Origin of the sequence: Waddlia chondrophila WSU 86-1044 (genome assembly GCF_000092785.1) — a bacterium.
GTDB classification, from domain to species: domain Bacteria; phylum Chlamydiota; class Chlamydiia; order Chlamydiales; family Waddliaceae; genus Waddlia; species Waddlia chondrophila.
In genome coordinates this window covers 687861-708435 of the sequence record NC_014225.1, presented here as the reverse complement: position 1 = coordinate 708435, position 20575 = coordinate 687861, and the positions used below count along the sequence as shown (strand labels likewise).

Annotated in this window: 9 protein-coding genes; 3 read left to right on the top strand and 6 right to left on the bottom strand. The window is 42.3% G+C overall.

Features of this window, described 5'->3' with window-relative positions; translation table 11 throughout:
• Window positions 1–5: 5 nt before the first annotated feature.
• Both WCW_RS03095 and WCW_RS03090 read right to left on the bottom strand, forming a co-directional pair.
• Window positions 6–971 carry a metallophosphoesterase family protein gene (locus WCW_RS03095; protein ID WP_013181735.1) on the bottom strand — a complete coding sequence of 322 codons (966 nt, stop codon included), beginning with the start codon at window positions 969–971 and terminating at the stop codon, window positions 6–8.
• Window positions 968–1357 (bottom strand): Rid family detoxifying hydrolase, encoded by a 390-nt coding sequence (locus WCW_RS03090; protein WP_013181734.1) that lies wholly within the window; start codon window positions 1355–1357, stop codon window positions 968–970. Before WCW_RS03090 ends, WCW_RS03095 begins: the two co-directional genes overlap by 4 nt.
• A gap of 64 nt (window positions 1358–1421) precedes the next feature.
• On the opposite strand from WCW_RS03090, the gene WCW_RS03085 reads away from it, so the two are divergent.
• The gene (locus WCW_RS03085) at window positions 1422–2372 is read left to right on the top strand and encodes an NADP-dependent oxidoreductase (RefSeq protein WP_013181733.1); all 951 of its coding nucleotides are present in this window, start codon (window positions 1422–1424) and stop codon (window positions 2370–2372) included.
• On the opposite strand, the gene WCW_RS03080 is transcribed toward WCW_RS03085, so the two are convergent.
• Entirely contained in the window at window positions 2359–3312 is a 954-nt protein-coding gene (locus tag WCW_RS03080) for a hypothetical protein (protein WP_013181732.1), read from the bottom strand. The two genes, WCW_RS03085 and WCW_RS03080, sit on opposite strands and share 14 nt — an antisense overlap.
• Window positions 3313–3390: 78 nt before the next feature.
• Between WCW_RS03080 and WCW_RS03075 the strand changes: the two genes are divergently transcribed.
• Window positions 3391–4287, top strand: coding sequence for an enoyl-[acyl-carrier-protein] reductase (locus WCW_RS03075; protein ID WP_013181731.1), 897 nt, complete (start codon window positions 3391–3393; stop codon window positions 4285–4287).
• A 6-nt stretch (window positions 4288–4293) separates the two neighbouring features.
• Here the strand turns inward: WCW_RS03075 and WCW_RS03070 are convergent, their stop codons facing one another.
• From WCW_RS03070 to WCW_RS03060, 3 genes are read right to left on the bottom strand one after another with little or no spacing between them, the layout of a single operon-like run.
• Complete coding sequence (locus WCW_RS03070; RefSeq protein ID WP_013181730.1) at window positions 4294–5154, bottom strand: hypothetical protein; 861 nt, start codon at window positions 5152–5154, stop codon at window positions 4294–4296.
• Window positions 5147–6508, bottom strand: coding sequence for a hypothetical protein (locus WCW_RS03065; RefSeq protein WP_013181729.1), 1362 nt, complete (start codon window positions 6506–6508; stop codon window positions 5147–5149). The genes WCW_RS03070 and WCW_RS03065 overlap by 8 nt, the downstream gene beginning before the upstream one ends.
• Entirely contained in the window at window positions 6498–7199 is a 702-nt protein-coding gene (locus tag WCW_RS03060; protein WP_013181728.1) for an SDR family NAD(P)-dependent oxidoreductase, read from the bottom strand. The genes WCW_RS03065 and WCW_RS03060 overlap by 11 nt, the downstream gene beginning before the upstream one ends.
• A 180-nt stretch (window positions 7200–7379) precedes the next feature.
• Here WCW_RS03060 and WCW_RS03055 point away from each other — a divergent pair, with 180 nt between their 5' ends.
• Window positions 7380–20570 (top strand): DEAD/DEAH box helicase family protein, encoded by a 13191-nt coding sequence (locus WCW_RS03055; RefSeq protein WP_013181727.1) that lies wholly within the window; start codon window positions 7380–7382, stop codon window positions 20568–20570.
• Window positions 20571–20575: the final 5 nt, after the last annotated feature.

Here is a 20575-nt window from a genome sequence, read left to right as displayed (position 1 = left end):
TTACACTACCCTCTATTCGAAATTCTTAATTGATGCACAGGCTTGTCGAGAGGTACAATCTCAAATTCATCCCAAATTTTCCCTTTGATATCGATCGATTCAAGCACCGGATTTTTCGCTTTGTTTTTCGGGATTGAGATTAAGATAAAATGCTGAAAGACAGAGCTTGAGCCATCTCCGTTCTCCATCATTCCTGCACCTCCTGAAATGATCTGCCAAACACCGTCGCGGTTCAAACGATCATATAAGGGCTCATGGGAAGCAAAATAACCGAGTGCGTCATTGTTCTTCAACACCTGCCAAAACGCATCTCTCCGTTCAAGATCTTTGTCCAACCCACTGTAAATACCTTCTGTAGCACGAGAAGAAAATGCCGGCATGTGTCCGATCACAAAACGGTAGCGGATCGAATCGGCATTCGTGCGCAACTCCTTTTCAAGCCAGTCGAGAAGCGGCATCGTGAGGACTTCTTGACGATAGCCGCGATATTTCCTCTCAAATAAGCCGCTTGCCAGTACAATAAACTGAGTCTGTTCAATATTCACCGCATAAGCCCATTGGTAAGATTCGAGAGGAGCAGTATCTTTAATTTTGAAATGCTCTTTGAATAACTGCGCAGCTTGTGTATTGACAAAGGTATGGTTTCCGATGACAGGATAGATTTTAACTTGTTTTCCAAGATATGTGTCCGTCAAACGAGTAAACTGTTCAAGATGGTTTTTCAGTTTTTTAATGCTCTCTGGAGCTGTGGACTGCTCAAGCCCATCGACGAGGTTTCCCAAGAAAAAAACAACATTCGGCTTCTGTTCAGCAACTTTTGCCAATAATCTCGCAAAGGATTCCGCATCAACCCCTTCAGAGCCTTGGCCGATTCCGTCTCCAACCAACGCAACGCGCACCTCGCCCTCTTCCTGTGAGAAAAGAGGCCCAACAACCATGCTCAACAAAAAGATAACCAGCGCCTGTTTCATGCTTCCTCCGAATAAGCGACACAAGACATCTCTACAAGGGCTTCCGCCGGAAGTTTGCCGACTTCAACAGTCTGCCGCGCAGGCTTTACAGAACCGATGAAACGGCTGGAGTAAATCTCGTTGACAATGGGAAAATCGTTGCTCAAATCTGTTAAAAAAATATCCACTCGAACAACTTTTGATAGATCCGCCCCTCCAGCTTTCAACACAGACTCGAGATTGTCTATGACTTGCGTCACTTGCTTGGCAATCCCCCCCTCTACAAGATTTCCAGTCTGCGGATCAAGGGGAACCTGTCCCGAAACAAATAGAAAATTTCCCACCTTAATTCCTTGAGAATAAGGACCCAAAGCTTTTGGAGCACAATCTGTTTTAATCTCTAGCATGACAATCCTTGATAAATAAATTCATTATCATTTAATCCTATAGAATAACATGAGGAATGACAAGATGAAAGCTGTAACAATCAATAAATTTGGCGGCATTGAAGAAACTTCCAAAGAAAACCTTCCAATTCCCCAACCTCAAGCAAAAGAGGTGCAAATCAAGATCTCTCACGCTGCTGTCAACCCAGTCGATTGGAAAATTTGCGAAGGATATCTCAATAAGCTGCTCCCTCATGCATTTCCTCTAATTCCCGGTTGGGATGCCTCTGGAACAGTATCTGCCATAGGTGATGGAGTCGATGCCTTTAAAGTCGGCGACAAAGTCTTTGCATACTGCCGCAAACCCACCGTGCAGTGGGGAACGTACGCTGAATACGTCTGTTTCGACGCAGAGCATGTGGCCCCGATGCCAAAGACATTGAATTCCGCACAAGCCGCTTCTATTCCTCTTGTTGCTCTAACTGCCTGGCAAGCGCTTTTTGACGACGCCCGTTTACAAAAAGGGCAGACCGTGCTGATCCACGCAGGAGCGGGAGGAGTTGGCAGCATGGGGCTGCAGTTTGCCAAGCATGCCGGTACTAAAGTCTATACGACGGCAAGCGCTAATCACCACGATTATGCGAAGCAATTAGGTGCAGATGTTGCGATCGATTATAAAAACCAGCCGTTTGCCGAAGCTGTACGATCGCTGGAGCCTGAAGGGGTCGATGTCGTGTTTGACTGCGCCGGATATGACACACTTGAGCAAAGCTACGCGATCGTTAAAAAAGGAGGATGCCTGGTAAGTATTGTCAACCGACCGGATCCTGAAAAGTGCTCCGAACACGGAATCAGAGGCATTTTTACCTTTGTTAGACCTGATGGTTCCCAGCTTAGAGAGATTGGCCGCTTAATCGACGAAGGGAAAGTCGTACCTCCCAGTATCAAGGAGTTGCCTTTGGATGAATATGCCAAAGCCTGGGAGCAAATCAAGACCCAGCATACGCAGGGTAAAATTGTGCTCAAAATTGATTAGGATTCGGCATATATCGCATTGTGTGAAATTTCTCTCCCATCTCCTGAACAAGCTCGTTGTTCACGTGTTCTACAAGAGATGGATGGTTTTTACCCAGCCATTTACGGAACTTGTCATACTTATTGAATATTTCCTGATAATAAAAATCGGGATTGGAAACCATCGGATCAGCAACAAACTGTCCGATATCCAACTGAAACGCTTTTTGATCTACCACAGCCGTGTTTTGCATCAATGCATAATCCATATCCGCTAATCCTTTACGGTATTCGTTCAAGATAATTTGAAACAACCCCGACAGCATTTTTTTTGTTTCTTCCGCTCTCCCTTCTGCCATCATCCGATCGATTGCTGGGCAAAGCATCTCCCCCTTTCTTTGGATCATAAATTCCATGTTATCCATTTCCAGTTGATGCTCTCTTCCAATTTTATCTCGAATGACAATCCGCTTATTTAGATGGTTAGACTTGTTTAAATGCAAATAGACCATTGCAGTCTCTTGCGGCAAGTGATCAAAGCAAATGCTCCAGCTGGTGAACAAAACATCTAATAACTTTTTCTTTTCTTCGATTTTTCTATCAAGATACTTCTGGAATTCAGGAAAGAACGTGAATAAGTAGAAATAAAACTGCGGCCTATAGCGCTTATATTTTAGAAATTTTAATACATAATGTCCGTCTTCGCTTTCAAAAGCGTAAGACTGGCACCCTTTCCCCAAATAAATGTAAGATTGAGAAAGAGCTGCCTCTACCTCTTTTTCCTCTTCGAGATTCAGCTTTCGAATTTCCCATCTAGGGTCTGGCTTAAAGTTGGAGGTAATATGGGCAATGCGAAATCCATCTGTAAAGTGAAACCAAAGGCGGCCCCCTCCATACAAAGCAACGGAAACCGCAAACACGAACAGAAAAATCCGCAAGTATTTACCTTGCATAAACTTCATTTTTTAAATATCAAATAATTGTATGTCCGTGGTAAAGTATACTTTATCTAAATTTTTAAATAAGGACAAGTTAAAGTCATGTTGTCAATTAATTTAAAAGGTAAACGAGCTTTTGTCGCCGGTATTGGAGATGATCAGGGATATGGGTGGGCAATTGCCAAGGCGCTAGCGGAAGCGGGCGCAGAAATCCTTATTGGCACATGGACTCCTTTAATGAAAATTTTCCTGACTAGTCTTGAGAAAGGAAAATTCGATGCATCCCGCCGCTTAAGCGATGGTTCGCTTATGCAGATCTCCAAAGTCTACCCGCTCGACGCAAGCTTCGATTCTCCTGAAGATGTGCCGGAAGAAGTGAAAGAAAACAAGCGTTACAAAGATGCAGAAGGCTACACCATCGCAGAGGTAGCGGAAGCGATTAACAACGATTTCGGATCAATTGATATTCTCATCCACTCTCTTGCCAATGGCCCAGAGGTACACAAACCTCTTCTTGAGACTTCCCGCAATGGTTATCTAGCAGCGCTTAGTTCTTCCTCTTACTCCTACATTAGTTTACTGCAACATCTGGGCCCGATCATGAATGCAGGCGGCTCAGCAATTTCCCTCACCTATTTTGCCTCCGAGCGCGCAGTGCCTGGATACGGCGGTGGCATGAGTTCTGCAAAAGCTGCGCTTGAGAGCGATACACGCATCCTTTCCTGGGAAGCAGGCCGCAAGTGGAAAATCCGAGTGAATACGATTTCAGCAGGTCCATTAAGAAGCCGAGCAGCTAAAGCGATCGGCTTTATCGATGGAATGATCAAGTATGCATGTGCCAATGCACCGTTGACAGATGAAATGACTTCAGAAGATGTAGGAAATACGGCAGCATTCCTTTCTTCGCCTCTTGCTGGAGCCATTACTGGGACAACCGTCTATGTCGATAAAGGGATGCACGCCATGGGTGTTGCGATGGACAGTCAAGCCTTGAATTAGGGTGTATCATTTCAGCATCAAGGAACGGTTGAGCTTAGAGCCGATCGTTTTTATCGAATGAATTCGATCGAAAAGCGTTGTTTTCTTGCGGTAATTTTCTAAATACCAATTTGTCGCATTTTGAGCCTTCCCCTCTTTTACCGCCTGCATCAAGCTTTTTTCCAAAATATCGGGAGAAGAAATTGTCAACTCGGCGTAGAAAGGATCGCTCCACAACTGGATGTTTTCTCCATACAAGGTGATTCTCTGCTCAATAGGAACTGTGACGGAATGTTTCAGTTCCACTCCGGCAATTTCTGCAACATCGGCGGCAAACGTGGCGCACTGATGTCTCGTGATCGCATAATCACGATAAGAATAACTAAGAATAAACGCTCGCACTTCCTCATATTGTTCCTGAGAGAGCTTGATCCGTGCAGCAAATGTAGGGACAAATCCTCCCGATCCTTTTTGAAAACATCCATCTTTTTGCGTGGCCCAAAGATAGCGGACGGGATTGGGATCGCGATAATCGATTAAATCGGCAACTCCTTCGAAATATCTTGGTTGAACCACGCCGAATTCTCCGGTATGCCCCCCTTCCAACCTCTCCTTTTCTCCTTGGAGAAGCACCCATGCATGGCCAACATCGCTGTTTTTTGATCCATCACTAGGATGTCTTGCGATTGTCTTAAGAAGCTGCTTGCCATTTGTGTAGTCCAAGTGTCTGGCGCAGACAAGCACCACCAAATAATGCGGGCAGGGATCAAGGAGTTCCACAGGGGGAGGATCATTTAGATGACAATACTGCACATGATATTCCGTTGTGCAAGGATGCCAGGCGCAAGATGTCAACAGGCTCAGTAAAAAGAAACCAAATCTAACCATTGATCGTCAGTTTAGCTTTAAGAATACAGTCAGGCGTACGTCTAACAGATCTAATCGCAATTTTCCAATCCCGCGCCTCCCCTTCGCTGAAGATTTGACAAGGACGGTTTCCCATGGAAATATGCCCCGTGAAGTCCCCACTGCCTTCTAACAAAGAAAACTCTATTGAAAAAGGAAGCAAGCTTTTAATCTCCACCTTTTCTCCCAAGCGAAAAACCGTTGCTTTTTTCCCCTCAATAGAAAGTGCAGTGCTTTCCCTTGAGCAAAAAAACGCTGCTTCAACTCGGTCCTTTGGATGATCGTTATCCGCTTCAGGACCTAAATAGAAGAGCAATTCAATCTCTCGATCTTTCCAGATAAAGCGGGATTGCTCTACATTTCCTCCTTGCGCCACTAATGATTGCAACGTTTCGCCGCCATTCCAAATCAGATAGACAGGAGAAAACATCTGGTTGACAGACATTTCCTGCTCCAACAGACTCACTGCCCAACAATCCGTTTTGTAGACTTCCCATTTTCGACCTAACAAAGACCCCGTTTGATACTGTGGCAAATATTCCTGTTTTTCAAATGGATGCACCAATGCGCCAAGAAGATAAGAAGGATGCAAGCGCTCTTGAAACTTAGAATCCTTCATGTAAAGATTAAAAAGATTTGGTTCAGGACCAGCCAACCACTGCTTTTCTGAAAGATGGGGCCCGCAATATGCAGCGAGTTTTTCATGGTACATTTCGTTGCAATGCTGCCAAAGACGAGGCCAAACGTCAATTTGATTGAGCGACGCCAGCCTGTGTCCCAACATCTCGGAAACAAACCAAGAAGGTTGAATTCCTAATGCTTCCGCTTGTGCCGTCAATTTCGAGCCAAGCTCTTTCCAATGATCGCATCCAAAATAGCAGCCAGCTGCTAGAGTGGAGCAGCCAATTCTGAGAGCGGTGAGTTCATCAACTTGATAGCTTTCCAGTACAGCTAAGCTTTGCTTGACCGCTTCACGAATTGAGAGTTCCAGCTTATCTTTCAGCTCCTTTCCCAAGACATGATGAAATCCCCGAGCCATCCAAATGAGGGAAGGAAGCACCTCTGCAGCCCTAAAACGATCGTAGCAAGTAGGAAATTCATGGAGGTAAATGGGAAAGTTTCCGTCCACCTGATAGCTGAGAAGCTTCTCCAAAAGCTCTTTTGCTTCCAGGATATTTTCCGCAGTGCGACTGCGCAGCAAGGCAAGAACAAAACAAAAATTTTCTTTTAAGGGAATCGGGTCCCTGGAATCGGAATGGTAACAATAGTGGACAAAACGGGTTTCCTTGCTTTGCCAAGCCCTTCCCGCCAATAGAGCAAGTTCTTTACAATGCAAGACCCCCTCCTACTTCCAGGTTTTGTCCGGTTATGTAGCCCGCTTCAGGGCTAAGAAAATACGCAACAGCATCCGCTGTTTCTTTAAGAGAAGCTTTCCTTCTCATGGGAAGCTCTCCTCCTCCCCGTGGAAATGATAAGGAATTTTCCATTTCACCCGGAGACACCATGTTCACCCGGACACCGCGGGGAGCAAGCTCCTTAGCCAAGGATTTTGTCAAAAAATAGAGCGACATTTTCGATGATGTATAAGCTGTAAATTTTGCGTCTGCGCGGAGCATCCCCACGCCGACCGAACCGATGTTAACAATATTTCCCTGATGGCTAACAATATCGGGAAGGCAATTCTGAATGAGAGCCAAAGGAGCAAAAAAATTCACCTGATACAGGTCTTTCCAGTCAGAATAAGGGGTCTCAGAGCCGGGCTGAATAAGGAAACAACCGACATTATTCACCAAGTGGGCGACATCTTTAATTTGGCCAAAAAATCGATTCATCGATTCATCTGTAGAAAAATCGCCTTGCACCACTTTGACCTTGGCTCCTTTTTGCGCACATGCGACAGCTACCTTTTGCGCTTGATCCGAACTTTGATTGTAATGAATATAAAGAGAGCGCCCCTCTTCAGCCAAGCGCAAAGCGATGGCACGCCCCAGTCCTCCAGATGTCCCTGTAATCAATGTCCAGCCCATTTATTTTTCTCCTTTGATACGAGAAAGCAGCTATATTATCCAAACCCATCGTTCTTATCAATAAAGAAAATATTTTGAATTTAGTCGATATTTACGAAATCTTTAAAATAAACTAATCGGGATTTAACTAAAGAAAGTTAAAATAAATAAATTATTTTTTTTAACTAGATAGATCCTTTCATGAACAATAACATCCAAAATCATATTTTTAATCAATATAAAAGCCTGTTCACTTCACCCGACTGCCTTTTAACATCTCCTAAAGATAAAGACTCTGTAGAACGGATCCGTCAAATTTGGGAAGATCGCCGTTTGGACTTACTCAACGCCGAAATAGAGAGTTCTTTGAGTGAAAGCCTTCCCGATTGTCCAATGAGCGAGGAAGATCTTCTAAAATACAGCTTACTAGAAACACTAGAAATTGGAGAATTTCCACCGGGAATCAAAGAGTTAATGCATGCAAAAAAACTCAATGATGCGATTAGAGCCATTGCAGCAAACTTTGCAGCAGGAGGATTGACGACAGGTGGAAAAGAAAACCCCTTTAACTTGGATGGATTTCCATCACCACAGCCGAATTTTATCGTTTGGGAATGGTTGCTCAGCAACCTCAAGGCCTCAATGGATCATGAAGATTCAGAAGATCTCAAAACTGTCAATCATCTCCTGACAGGAATTGCGCAACTCAAAGAATACACCGAAGATCTTGATCAAATTGCTAATTCTCGAAACGGAGAAGACTATTTACATCAAATTGCTCTTAAATATACGGGAAAAGTTCATGCATTGAATCCAGGGGAATCGCAATGTTTTTACGGCGGTTGGTCGAATGTAGGCGGTGGATCTGGGCACGCTTTAATTTATGAATTTAAACGGAACGAAGATCAGTCGTTTGAAGTATTTCTTTATACAGCTACAGGCTACCAACTCACTGATCAAATGTTTGCCGGTGATAAGATCCGCATTAAACCGTATATCCAATTTACTCAAGTGCCAGAAGACCTTATTTGTTTAAATGGTGACGGCATCCTTCGTCCTGCTTTCTTTCAACATATGATTGAATTGAAAGCGCTATCAAAATGGGACAACAACTTTGTGGTTGATGAAGAGGATGTTCTTGAGGTATTCGATCATCTAGAGAAATTCCGAAAAACAGTAGACTGGGAAGAGTCGGGAGCAATTACAGGCCAACGTGCAGGAACTTGCGTTCCATCTTCAACAAAAGCTTGGATGCGTCGCAATTCAGGAAATCTCGCACGTTACAAACAAATCCTCTTACATTTGAACTTTCGACTGATTGTGGCAACCTATCGATCCTTGAAAGACGATTGTGCCCAAGATACAAAAGAAGGAGCTGTCTCAAGGAGGCTGGTCAATCATCTTTCACGTAATTTCTTACGCACAATAGCAAAGGCATTAGATGAGGACCACAGCGGTGGATATTTGGTTGATCCGCAGTTGGCTGAGCAAACACAGGCAACGATCTATCACATTCTCAAAGAAATAGAGTTTGATGAATCTGAAATCAAAATTTCTAGAAAAAAGAGTTTCGTTGAGAGCCGGATAACCGAACTCACGCTCGATCAGAGAGTCCTCAGAAAGGTTGCACAAAGGACAATAAAAGCAACGCAGATGCATGGCAATGACACTGCTCCATCCCTTGTTATCATTCCAGACCCTCTAGTGATCAGCCGGGCGAATCAAATTCCAGAAGCTGTTGAAGCGTTCAGAAAATTGTATATCACCTATGGAAAAAAAGAGAATCGAGATGTCGTTGTGAATATGCAACTTTCTCAACTCATCGACCAACTTCCTCTTCCTCAAGTTACTGTTGACGAAAGAAGCAGGCTCGCCTGGATTCAAAAGGTGCAAGCTCCCTTTTGGGAAAATCTAACAATAAAAGAAATAGAAGAGATTTTAAAAAGTTTTTCAGTCTTAATTGATCTATATAGTCAAACCCACAAAAATGAACAGCCGACACGTTATTATGCAACACTTCTGAGCCTTCACACACTCTCCCACTACCTAGCGGTGAAAATTGATACCCGCAAGGCAGACGATTCACCGAATATGCCAAGACTGGAAGGCTATCCTGTCCCCCATTTTGGATCCTTAACAGAGGAGTTAGAAGCTCTTGTTTTCATTGAAACGAGCGAATTTAACAGAGTCAAGTCTGCCTGCGACTATTTTAAGTCCTTTGACGCTCATACAAATAACCGTCATCAATTATTTAATAACGAAAACAACACAGAGGTGGTCAAAACAACAGTTAAAGAATCACCACTCAATGGCCAATACTGGCAAAGCTTACTGACTGCTGATGAAGCGCTAACCCAAGATATTGACGCATTAGCTGATCAAAAGTGGAAAAGTCTAACAGAAGATGAGATCGAAAGAATTTACGAAAGTGATGTAGATCGCTATCAAAAACAGCTAGCTCGTTATCATACCTATATGGAATGGCGCGGCAAAAAAAATAATTATGACACACAATTTCGGAGATTCCAACTTGGTTTGTCGAAAGAAGCGCCTGAACCTTTTAATGAACCAGAACCTCCTTATGAGATGGAGCCCGCAAAACCTCAAAAAAGAGTCAATTTGCCCCAAAGCACAAAACGGACGCTTATTCTTGAGGAATCTGTGGCACTTGATGACAGCAATCCCCTTATTGCACGCGGTTACAGTCATGTTGTATGGCTAAGAGTAATCACTTACCGCATGGATCTGGCATTACATGGAAATTTCACTTATATCAGACTCAACAAGTATAATTTTAAAGCGGAAAGAAAAAGCCCTTATTCATGCGAGGCATTTGTAAAAAAGCCCGGATCGAGTAAACAGATGTCCAAAAGTACTAAAAAACGGATGTTTGATCTTCAACACCGAGCACAATCTGAAACCCAAATACAGTTTTACGAACAAAAAGTTGCCTCCAGACATAAAAGTGAATGGGACCGTATTGTTGCGGAAGGCTCTACACTCAAATCAACAGCACTTGTACACGATCACCCTGTGCTAAAAGAGCTTCTTAGGTCGGCCTCGGAATGGAGATTAACCCCCTATCAAATGATCCGCGTCTTGAACGAAAATAAAATGAGGCTGGCTGACCCGAAGCTCCAGGCGATCATTTTTCGATTACTTCTCCGGTGTCCAATTTCAGAAAAAGGAACACATCATCTTGGATTTGCCGAAGTGTTGAAAGAAGATCCTTCCTATTTAGACTCTTGTCATCCATTCATTCAAACTGGGTTGAATCACTTTTTTAACATGCGAAAACAGATGGAAAACAAAGAGGATCGGCCATCAGACGCAGAGGGAAACCCGGTTGATGGAGCACGATTTTTTCTTGAGTTTGCTTTTTATACCTCCAAGTATTTAATCGATGCAAAAATGGGATTAGAAAAACAGCTCATCGACACCTGTTTGCAATCGATTCAGAGGTGGTTGGATTTAGAAGATTTAAAACCGACTGAAAAAGCGATCATTCATCAGTATCGGCTATTATTTTTCTCTTTGTATCCACAAAATGAGAGCGTTTCCGTTTACGAAAGTTGGATCTCATACCAAATGTATCCAGATAGCGGCGCGTGGCACTCGCCAATCCTTCAATCACACCTTAATCGCTACCTCACACAATTCACATCTGAACTTTTCACCGACTTATCTAATGACAATCACCTCCAAACTTCTCTTGGAAATGGAGTTTTAGAAGCCTTAAAATTAAAGAACCCTGAAACAGTGATCGGTTGGACTTTCGACGTTGAAACGCCTAATTTATTAAAAGGGATATCTAATAATGGAGAAGAATGGGATATTGATCTGATTTCTGGCGTTGTGTATGGTCCCTCAGGGAAAATCGGTTGGGGAATGGGTCACTTCCCTTGGGAAAGCCAACAAGATTTTATCCGCCTTTTCAAAGGGGAAAGAGGTTTTTCTTATACTTCTATTGGAAATTCCAGTTTTACGTTCCATCACCCAAAGATGGGCATCATTCGCTTGATGAAATCTAACGAATTTGGTCGAACATTCTTTGCAATTCAAAAACAATTTCCTGGATTTGAAGGGAATTGGTTCGAGTTGAAGTCAACAGAAAAACTCAACGGTTATCCACGCATCCTCTCCTACGACCACACTTATTGGATCCCAACCAACGGCTCCATACGCTCCCCATCTGGACACAGCATCAATGGATTGTTTGCCACTCTTGACAAGCATGATCTCAACTATGCCTCTATTGATGATGGAGCAATCATTGAATTTGGCCTTGATCCACACAACCAAGAACTTATCGAAGGCCTGCACGTTGATATGTATGAGGTGGAAAGGGACGGGATGCTTTCTAGATTTGATGTACCCGACCACATCCTAGCTTACAAAAGGGAAAATGCATTCGATTCGGACTTGGTCAAGGTGGTCCTTCCCCGCTACACATCTCAAGAGGGAGGAAACCCTCTTGTTTTTCGCTATATCCAAGGAAAAATGATTTGGAGCGAAAATACTCAATACGCACTCCCTGAGCGAATGCCCAAAGGATTTCTTGGAACGATTCCCAACTATCTCTACCTGGAGAGTTTAAAAAGTACCGAAACAGATAAACTTCTTGTCCCCTTTCAAACCATTGAATCCCAGTCAATCCCTGCTGCCGATGGAACGCTGTCTATTGAATCACTTGTCCCTCCAATAGATTCTTCAAACGGCGAACAGTGGGGACGTTATCAATATTTTGTTTACAATATTATCAATGGAAAAGTCACTTCTACAACATTAGAAGGACAGCTTTTTCTCAGTTATCTCTCTCTTTCACAAAAAAATTATCGAGAAGCTGTTAAAGGGCTAAGAGAAATTAAGCCGACTCAAAAACTCACTCCTCAATGTGAAAAAATCATCGACCTGATCCTTTCCTCCCCATTTGGTGAAGATGACCCAAACTCCCGCGCTGTTTATCTTCATGCGGAATCGCTCTCGATCACACATAGAGAGAAACAATCCACAACCAAGATAGAAGAATTTTATCCCGGTCAGGAAGGATTAACTAAGCTTTGGGGAACAATTGTCAGAACTCACGAATACCTCCAGTCTTTAAATAATGTGGATCTTGCCTGCCGTTTATCTTTCGAACAAGAGCATGACCTCCTGTTAAAACTTCTACAAGAAGGAAAAACAAAAAGAGATCTTATCTTTAAAGCAGAACCTCTTTCTATCGGTGCATTCGATGGGTTCATCCAACAACTAGAACGACGTTTAGAGTTATTAGAAACTCAATCCTACAAACTGCCAAAAGTTGGCAGCTATGGAGAGAGGACCCTTCCCGATTCTGATACAAACGGGCGCTACCGTCAGCCCTTTTGCCAGCAGATCGATTTTGATCTTCCTTATCAATTCCGAGTATACGATCTCGAGATTTACAAACGTCTTTATGGTGATGCAGCTGAACAAGAAATGCTAGAAGCGCAAGAAGTATACGAGAGATATTTAGAACAACTCCAGCATTCTGTTGCCTGGCTTTCTCATGGTTCCAACTCAACACTATGTACAAGACCTTCTAAACATGTCGGTTTGAAAAAAAACGGAGCGATGCTCTTAGAAGTTCACAGAATCGCAAAAGAAGAGTCAATCGATGCAAGAAGAGAAACTGTCTATCGCCTATGGCAATGGAGGCTCCATTCCAATGGCGTTAAAGACAATATCATGCAGCTGGACCTCATGATTCATATCCTTTTGGAACCGGAAAAATATCCAGACCCTCTTCATCTTTCTAATAGTCCTTCCAGTGAACAAAAAAGGGACTACCTTAATCATCTAAAAAAAGCATATGACAATTGGCGCGATGAAATTTCTGGATCTCAAACGTTGAAATGTGTTCAAAACTTCCTCTCACCTCCTCAAGAAATCATTTTCGAAGATAGAACTGAAACTGGACATTATCCTATCCCTACCCGCAGCGCTTTGGCTCTTCAAAGCAATCTTTTGCCTCAACCATCTCCTCTCAACTTTTCATTTCCCTCAAATGATGAACGTTGGTTGACGTTAAGGGATTGGAAATCAAGGTTTCTTACTCCTCCTAATGACCAAGAGGTCACGAATTATGAAGATTTTAAATTTGACTATCAGAAATCCTTGTTGAATCCTGGCGAAGATGAATATGAAAAAACCGTAGCAAATGATCTCTTTGCATTAAGGCAGGAATACCTTTCGGGTAAGAAGCAAAATGAAAGAAAAATACAGTGGAACATCACCAAAGACCATGCGAAAGAATTAATGATTCAATCAGGATTGGTCAAGCAGCAGCTTGAGATTGAATTAAAAGAGAAAATGCAGACTTTGCTCCATGCCGCCAATCAAGCATCTGATCATTTACACACAAGGCAAGCTGAGTTTGCTTCCATAGGAGGAGGGACGAAACAAAGGATCTCTTTCTCTCACTGTTTAGAGCTCGTATTGTCGTTCGATTCTCAGGGATTGAAACAACTCAATCCGAATCTAAGTGAACAAGAGATCAACAAGATTGCTTCAATGACAATTGAAATCGAGGATCTTAAATCCTATCTTGCGCAAACAGGTCAGATTCATCACCTTGCTCGGCAAATCAAAAAGATCGATAACGTCAATGACCCAACCCGCCGTTACCTCTGCCAGCAGCTAACAGACCAATTAGAGGCTGAATACTATTTTGAATCTTTTGAAGAGGAAAAGCAAGTCCATGCAGCTCTAAGGGTTTTTTCTGGTCAAACAGGAATGATTCCCCACAAAAAGCAAGCAGATTTGATCAAAAAAATGCTGGAAATGGAAGAGGAAAATCCTGAGCGCTATAAAGATATCATCATCCAGCTCATCATGGGCGGCGGAAAGACTTCTGTGCTAGCAACCATTATTCTTTATCTCGCAGCTAAACGGAAAGGAAGATTAGCATTGTTTATTGTGCCTCCTTCGTTATTTTCGACTGTAGAAACCAATATCAGTGAATCGATTTGGAATGCCTTTCAAAAACATGTGCAATCGATTGATCTCAATCGGGAAGATTTAACACTCTATAAACTTGATCAATTGATCGAACAGTTAGAGCAGGCTCAACAGAAACAGCAACCCATTGTTGTGAAAGCCACAACTCTTCAAACTCTTGAACTTGAGCTGCTGTATCAAGGACGTCTATTCAAAAAATATTCGGAAAAGCAAAAACATTTGCTGGAAAAACAAAAAGAATGTTTAAGGAAAAAAGAAGAGCTTACTAGCTGGCTTTTAATGAACCAGCATCAACAATCGGTTGAAGTTCTCCGAAAACAAGACAAACTGAAGCAATTAACAGCTGTTTTGAACCAACTCGAACAGGCGTTAGAAGCTCATCGTGCAATCCATCATACATCTAAGTTAAAGATCATGAAGTTAGCTGAAGTGACAAAGAGGTTTGCCACACAATGTGATGCTTTGATGGATGAGGTAGACCTTCTTTTAGACTGCCTCCAAGAGGTCAATTTTCCTGATGGAGAAACAGTGCCAATCGATCCGACGACGAATAGCTTGATCCACACATGTTTTAAAGCTTTAGTCAGCAAAAAACTGATGGTCGATGAGCAAAAGAAAATTTCCGTTGCAGACGTTGTGCGTTTAGAAGAAAATGCACAAACTCTGATGGATACCCATCGGTATTTGAATAAAATTATTCCTGTCGTTTCCAAGTACCTGTTTGATTCTTTTGAACCCATTAAGAATTTTGTGCCTGAAGAGTTTCAAGAGAGCTTTATCCGGTATGCTTCGAATCAAATTCCATCCATTTTACAAGAGTATGCAGATGATGAAGGCCGGCCAGTCGATCTTCAAGTGTTAAAAGAAGCTATTCCAAATTGGGATCAATTGGGCTACTCACTAGAAATGGCAGAGTTAGATATCGCTTTTCTCCGATACTTGGAGCACCAGTACCATGCAAAAGATGAAGAGTCACAAAAAGGAACCAACCTCATCGCCCTCACGCGCCACCTTCTTAATGACATTCTTCCTGCAACATTAAGCAAGAGTGGGTGCCGCAGCTACGGCCCCTCTCTCAAAGACAAATCACTCACCATTATTCCTTATATTGGTGTACATGCACCTGCAACAACACAATTTGGCTACTACTTAGAAGAGGCTTGCTACTATTACCAGTGGATCGCAGGATTTCCTATCCAAGAACAAGATGTATTGAATGTGGCGACAACAGCTGAATCTGCAGCCAGATACTACGTCGAGAAAAATCGAGAGAAATTCGAGCAAACAGTTGAATATCAAGAATTTTACAAATTATTTGGAATTACACTCGATCAGGTGAAAGATCCTGAAATGCTCAAGCGTGCCGTCTTTAACATTTCTCAAGACGTGGAAAAACGGTTGGATTTTCAATTCGAGATTGTCGCTGAAAAAGTAGGATTCCGATCAGAACGTTTAACAAGTAATGGACGTCATCTTCTTCGACAGGTAAATACCAGACGTACCATGTCAGGAACACCCTGGAATGCCGGGGGGTATGATCGAAAGTTATTTAACCGATTGGAACATGATATCGGTACTGAAGGAAAAATTCTTCATACGATGGCCAAAAAAGCGAAAGAAGGGCAGATCCATGAAGTCGACTTCCAAACCGTTGAGGATTTTCTGACTCAAATTTTTCACAACCACCCAGATCCGATAAAAATTCGGGGAATTATTGAAACGGGTGGAATTTTTAAAGCCTTCGAAGATAACGCTCAAGTGGCGCGTCAAATCATGGAATGCCTTGCAAATTGGCAAAATGATGGACGTGTCGATGCAAGCATTGAAGGGGTGCTCTTTTTCCACCGAGATTCAGGTCAAGAACAATCGGATACCCTCTACGTTTGGAAGAAAGGAGCCAATCAGCCTGAGCGGATAGGAGGCAGTTCAAAGGAAACACTTCGTGCCCGAGGTTTAGATCCTTCGAAATATTTTGTCTACTATGACGAACGGCACACAACAGGTGTCGATATTCTACAACTTCCGGAAGCAGTTAACCTTCTCACTTTTGACGAAAAAATGTTGAGAAGAACGATTGGACAGGGAACAATGCGCTTGCGGCAGTATTTGTATGAGCAAAATGTCGAATTAGTGGTCACAAAAGGAACACGGCAGCTCATCATCAATGGAGGTGGGAACTTAGAAGATTTTATCCTCTCAGCTGAAAAGAATCAATCAATGCGCAAAACAGATCACATGGTGCGCTACTTCAGGCAGCAAATTGAGGCATCTGCTCGCGACCTTGCTGTCGAAAGGATTACCGATGCAGCTCTTCTACTTGACCAAGAAGGCTCTGAAGATGCGTTTATTGAAGAAGTCGGAAAAAATGAACCCTTTTATGTCACAAAGATGAGCAATCAGTTCTATCTTTCACATGGAAAGCTAGAATCTAAAGTTGAAACGAAAGAGATGCTTGCCCAGCAACTCAAGCAGAAAGTGGAGGCATTTACCGATCAAATCAATGATCATAAAGCGCGTGAATCGATCCTTAAAGAACAGGAGGAGTTGAGTAAACATATCCAGAACGCCACCTGCTTGCCAGAGCAATCTACTCAAAGAGCGTCTTCTATCGGAATCGAGCAAGAAGTTGAGATGCGCGTCGAATTCAATGTTGAAGACCAGATAATGATCGAAAATGAACTGGAGCAAGAAATTCGATTAGAGCTTGAGCACTATGAAAGACTACCTAGGCAACCACTTTTAAAAGAAGAAAAAATGGATCGGAAAACTTTTTTGACCTTGATTCAAACTGCCAGAAAACAAGAAGAGATTCCGATGAGAGTTGTTTCTCTACAACGTCAACTAGCTTCCTATTCATATGGCCTATTTGAAGATCGATTTCACTATGAAAACGCCTTTCGCGAACCTATTTACGGCACTCACGCCTTTTTCCACACAGTAGAAGGTGAAGTTTTACCTGTTTTTCATCAAACACAGCGCCCACCACAACAAGTTCTAGCAATTCAAGTTGCAGAGGATCAGTTTTGTTGGCTTCTTCTTTCAGAGAGAGAGGCAAATGCAGCAAGAAAACATTTATTAAAAATGTATGCTGAAAATGCAGAAGACTCTAACTCTTCTAAAGAGGTAGAAGGCGTTTGGCTCGTCCAACTAGATGGTTCTTCATTTGCGACTGGGACAGATCACTCACTATTCCCTCTGGAAGAAGAATGCGTAGAAAGAGGAATATTTGAGCTCAACGCATTTGCTGGAAATGCGCATTATCTCGATCAATATCCGCTTGAACTAGAAGCATGGATGGGAGAAGATGATGATCTGAAAATTCGATTCTTAAAACTTCGTACAGCTAGAGATGAGCGTCAACGCTCCATTATACAACGCAACCCAGTGATCAATCGCTTGGATCAAAAAGCGACCCATAACCCTGGTCATCACCTGTTCAAAAAACGTGCTGAACAAGAAAAGCAATATAAAGGGCGCCTGCGAATTGACGATGAAGTGGGAGTCAAACTACTTTCTCCCAAAAAACTTAGACATCTTCACGTTGATGAAGTACCCCATCTTGGAATTGATTGGGAGTTAAAAGAAACAGATGATGTGACTCAAAAAACATTGGGCAAACTGATAGAAAGAATTCCTGAAAAAAATCGCGACAATTTGGATGCGACTCTGAAAAAAAAGGCAGAAAAACTCACCCAGGATCAATTCCGCTATTTACAACCTTTCCAAGTTCCTTTCCTTACAAAAAAGCAAATAAAGTGGTTACCGCCATCTAAAATTCAATATCTTGAACATCCAGAGCAAATCTGTGATCACTCACAAGAAAACTGGACATACTACTTATCAGAAGAACAAGTTGCTCAATTAAGGTCTTCTCAAAAGCACCTCATCCCCTATGTCAACCCACTCTTTTATCCTACCTTTTCCCAGTCGTGGCAAATTCAGGCCATCGATCCTAAATATGTTGCTCTCATTCCAGAAAACAAGTGGCAATGGTTATCAAAGAAACAAGTGAAAAATCTTCCTCAAGAAACTAATAAAGAGTCTTTTAGATCATTAAATATCCCTCAAAAATTTAGTTGGATTCATGGAAACCTGTTGCGCAATATTCCTCTTGAATATTTACACAAAGTGTGTCAAGAGCAGATCCAGGAAATCACAGACCCTGAGTTAATTGTTCAACTTGAACAGATCGCTCAAACATTTACAGGGAAACCTGAAATTGAAAAAGGTCTGTGGACCTCATGGATTTCAAAAGAAATGGTACCTTTTATTGATTTTAAAAGTCAGCTGCGATTTTTAAATCATTCAGAACAGATTCGCGCTGTTCCGAATGAGCAAATTCGCTTTTTGGATCCCGCCACACAGGTTCCTTTGATTACTGAGAGTTCACAAGTCAAACTTCTTGAAGGAGAAGCGCAAATTCAAGCATGTCCAAAGGAGTTAATCTCCCATCTTGAAGGTGATCAGCTCAATTATCTTTCCTTTGACCAAATTCCCTTCCTCAAGCTGCCTCACCAGATCCAAGCGCTCACAGATCCTAAACGCTTCTCCCATTTAACGGCTGTTGAGTCTTTAGAGCAGAAAACCGTCAATCAAATGACCCATATCACCGAGGATCAACTTGCACTCGTTACCGAAACACAGGTACAAGGACTTTCAAACCATCAATTACTCACTTTAAAGCAACGATATCCAGACAAATGGGAAGAAATCTCTGATGGGCTTGTCGAAGCTCAAGTCAGCACATTTGACAGTCAAGCTCTCATCGATCTTCTCTCCCCAGAACAGATCAACAAATGGCTCTGCAAGGATCAAGTAAAATTCCTTCTAATAAAAGAGCAAGTGGCCTCATGCCCGGATCATCTTGTCAAGGAGTTGCTTCCCTTAACACAAGTGCCATTGATTGAACAAAGACAAGCGAAATTTCTTGTGGGTAAAAGACAAGTTCAAGTGATTAAGTCTCCCCAAATCTTTGAAGGTCTTAAGGCTTCTCAAATGAAATGGATCGACGATCTTCAGATTCCTTGGGTCAATCCCAGCCATGTAAAAGGCTTAAATAATGATCAGCTTCTGAAAAAATTCAATCAAGTCGATCATTGGATCCCCTTCCAACAAGAACTTGTTCGATCCCAAATCGAAACATTTGACAATCAAGAGTTGATCGATTTACTTAGTGAAGAGCAAGTGACGAACGATTTACTGAAAACTCAAGTTAAATTTCTCCAACAACCCTGGCAAATTCGAGCTTGCCCTGTTAAACAGGAATGGATCCATGAAATGGATGCAAAGCAGGTGCCTCACCTGATCAATGATCAACACATTTCCTTGTTAAAAAAAGAGCAGATTGGCTGGCTAATCCCTACACAAATACATGGTTTAACGAATGAGCAGCTTTTGCAGCTACATCCATTAAAGAGTGGGGATGAATGGCCTGATTTTAGAGATCGGTTGACAGCTCATCAGATTAACTGTTTCGATAGTCAAGAGCTTATTGATTTATTAGCTGCCGATCAAATCCATGATCACTTATCGGACGTCCAAGTTCCATTTCTCCAAGAACCTTGGCAAGTTCAAGCTTGTCCAGATGAATTAGTCAAGCATCTTGACCCGGAAACGCAAGTTCCCCATATTAGTAAAAATCAAGTTCCTTATTTGGAAGGGGAAGAACAAGTCCAACACTGTCCGGCAGAAAAAGCCTGGGTGCAAAAATTTACCAAAAAACAATTTCAATACTTAACAGATGAGCAGATTACACTGCTATCTGAAGATCAGATTTCCCAAATGGATTGTCTGGACGAATTAAAAAGGCTTTCACCACTTCAAATCCACGCTGTCAACCCTGATGTTGTTGCGAACTTTGACGATGCCCTTGTAGAGCGTTTGCAGGTCAATGAGAATGCTTATCCTTTAATTGAGCGCGTTCGACCGGAACAAATCCACTTGATTCGGAACCGAAGAGCTGCAGAACATTTGACAGCGGAACAAGTGGCAAATGTGACTATCGAGCAAGTCAATACTCTTGAAAGTCGGCATCCTCTTTGGGGACGCGTGGAGAAGCCGATCATTGACGCTCTTGAGCCAGAAAAAATTCAGTATCTCGCCTCATCACGGCTTAGATATCTCACAAATGCAAAACAAATTAAGCAGATTTCCTTCTGGAGGGTAAAACATTTAACAAGAGATCAGTTAAAATCAAGAAGTTGGGGACAATTTTTAGCCTATACAGTGGGTGTCATTGTTTTGGGAGTTGTTTCCTGCCTTGCAGCATTGGTGGCTTATACCAGCTTAATTCCATTTATCATTTTTCTAGCGAACCGAGGAAAAGGAAAATATGTGATGAAAAAGATCAATACAAATCCTCATAGACTCTACCGATATTTTGAGGTCTATTTATCACCTCAAGCAGCTTAAACGTG

Coding starts and splice junctions, on each gene's coding strand:
- WCW_RS03085 (WP_013181733.1), top strand. CDS start 1,422: ATGAAAGCTGTAACAATCAATAAATTTGGCGGCATTGAAGAAACTTCC.
- WCW_RS03060 (WP_013181728.1), bottom strand. CDS start 7,199: ATGGGCTGGACATTGATTACAGGGACATCTGGAGGACTGGGGCGTGCC.
- WCW_RS03080 (WP_013181732.1), bottom strand. CDS start 3,312: ATGAAGTTTATGCAAGGTAAATACTTGCGGATTTTTCTGTTCGTGTTT.
- WCW_RS03055 (WP_013181727.1), top strand. CDS start 7,380: ATGAACAATAACATCCAAAATCATATTTTTAATCAATATAAAAGCCTG.
- WCW_RS03075 (WP_013181731.1), top strand. CDS start 3,391: ATGTTGTCAATTAATTTAAAAGGTAAACGAGCTTTTGTCGCCGGTATT.
- WCW_RS03095 (WP_013181735.1), bottom strand. CDS start 971: ATGAAACAGGCGCTGGTTATCTTTTTGTTGAGCATGGTTGTTGGGCCT.
- WCW_RS03090 (WP_013181734.1), bottom strand. CDS start 1,357: ATGCTAGAGATTAAAACAGATTGTGCTCCAAAAGCTTTGGGTCCTTAT.
- WCW_RS03070 (WP_013181730.1), bottom strand. CDS start 5,154: ATGGTTAGATTTGGTTTCTTTTTACTGAGCCTGTTGACATCTTGCGCC.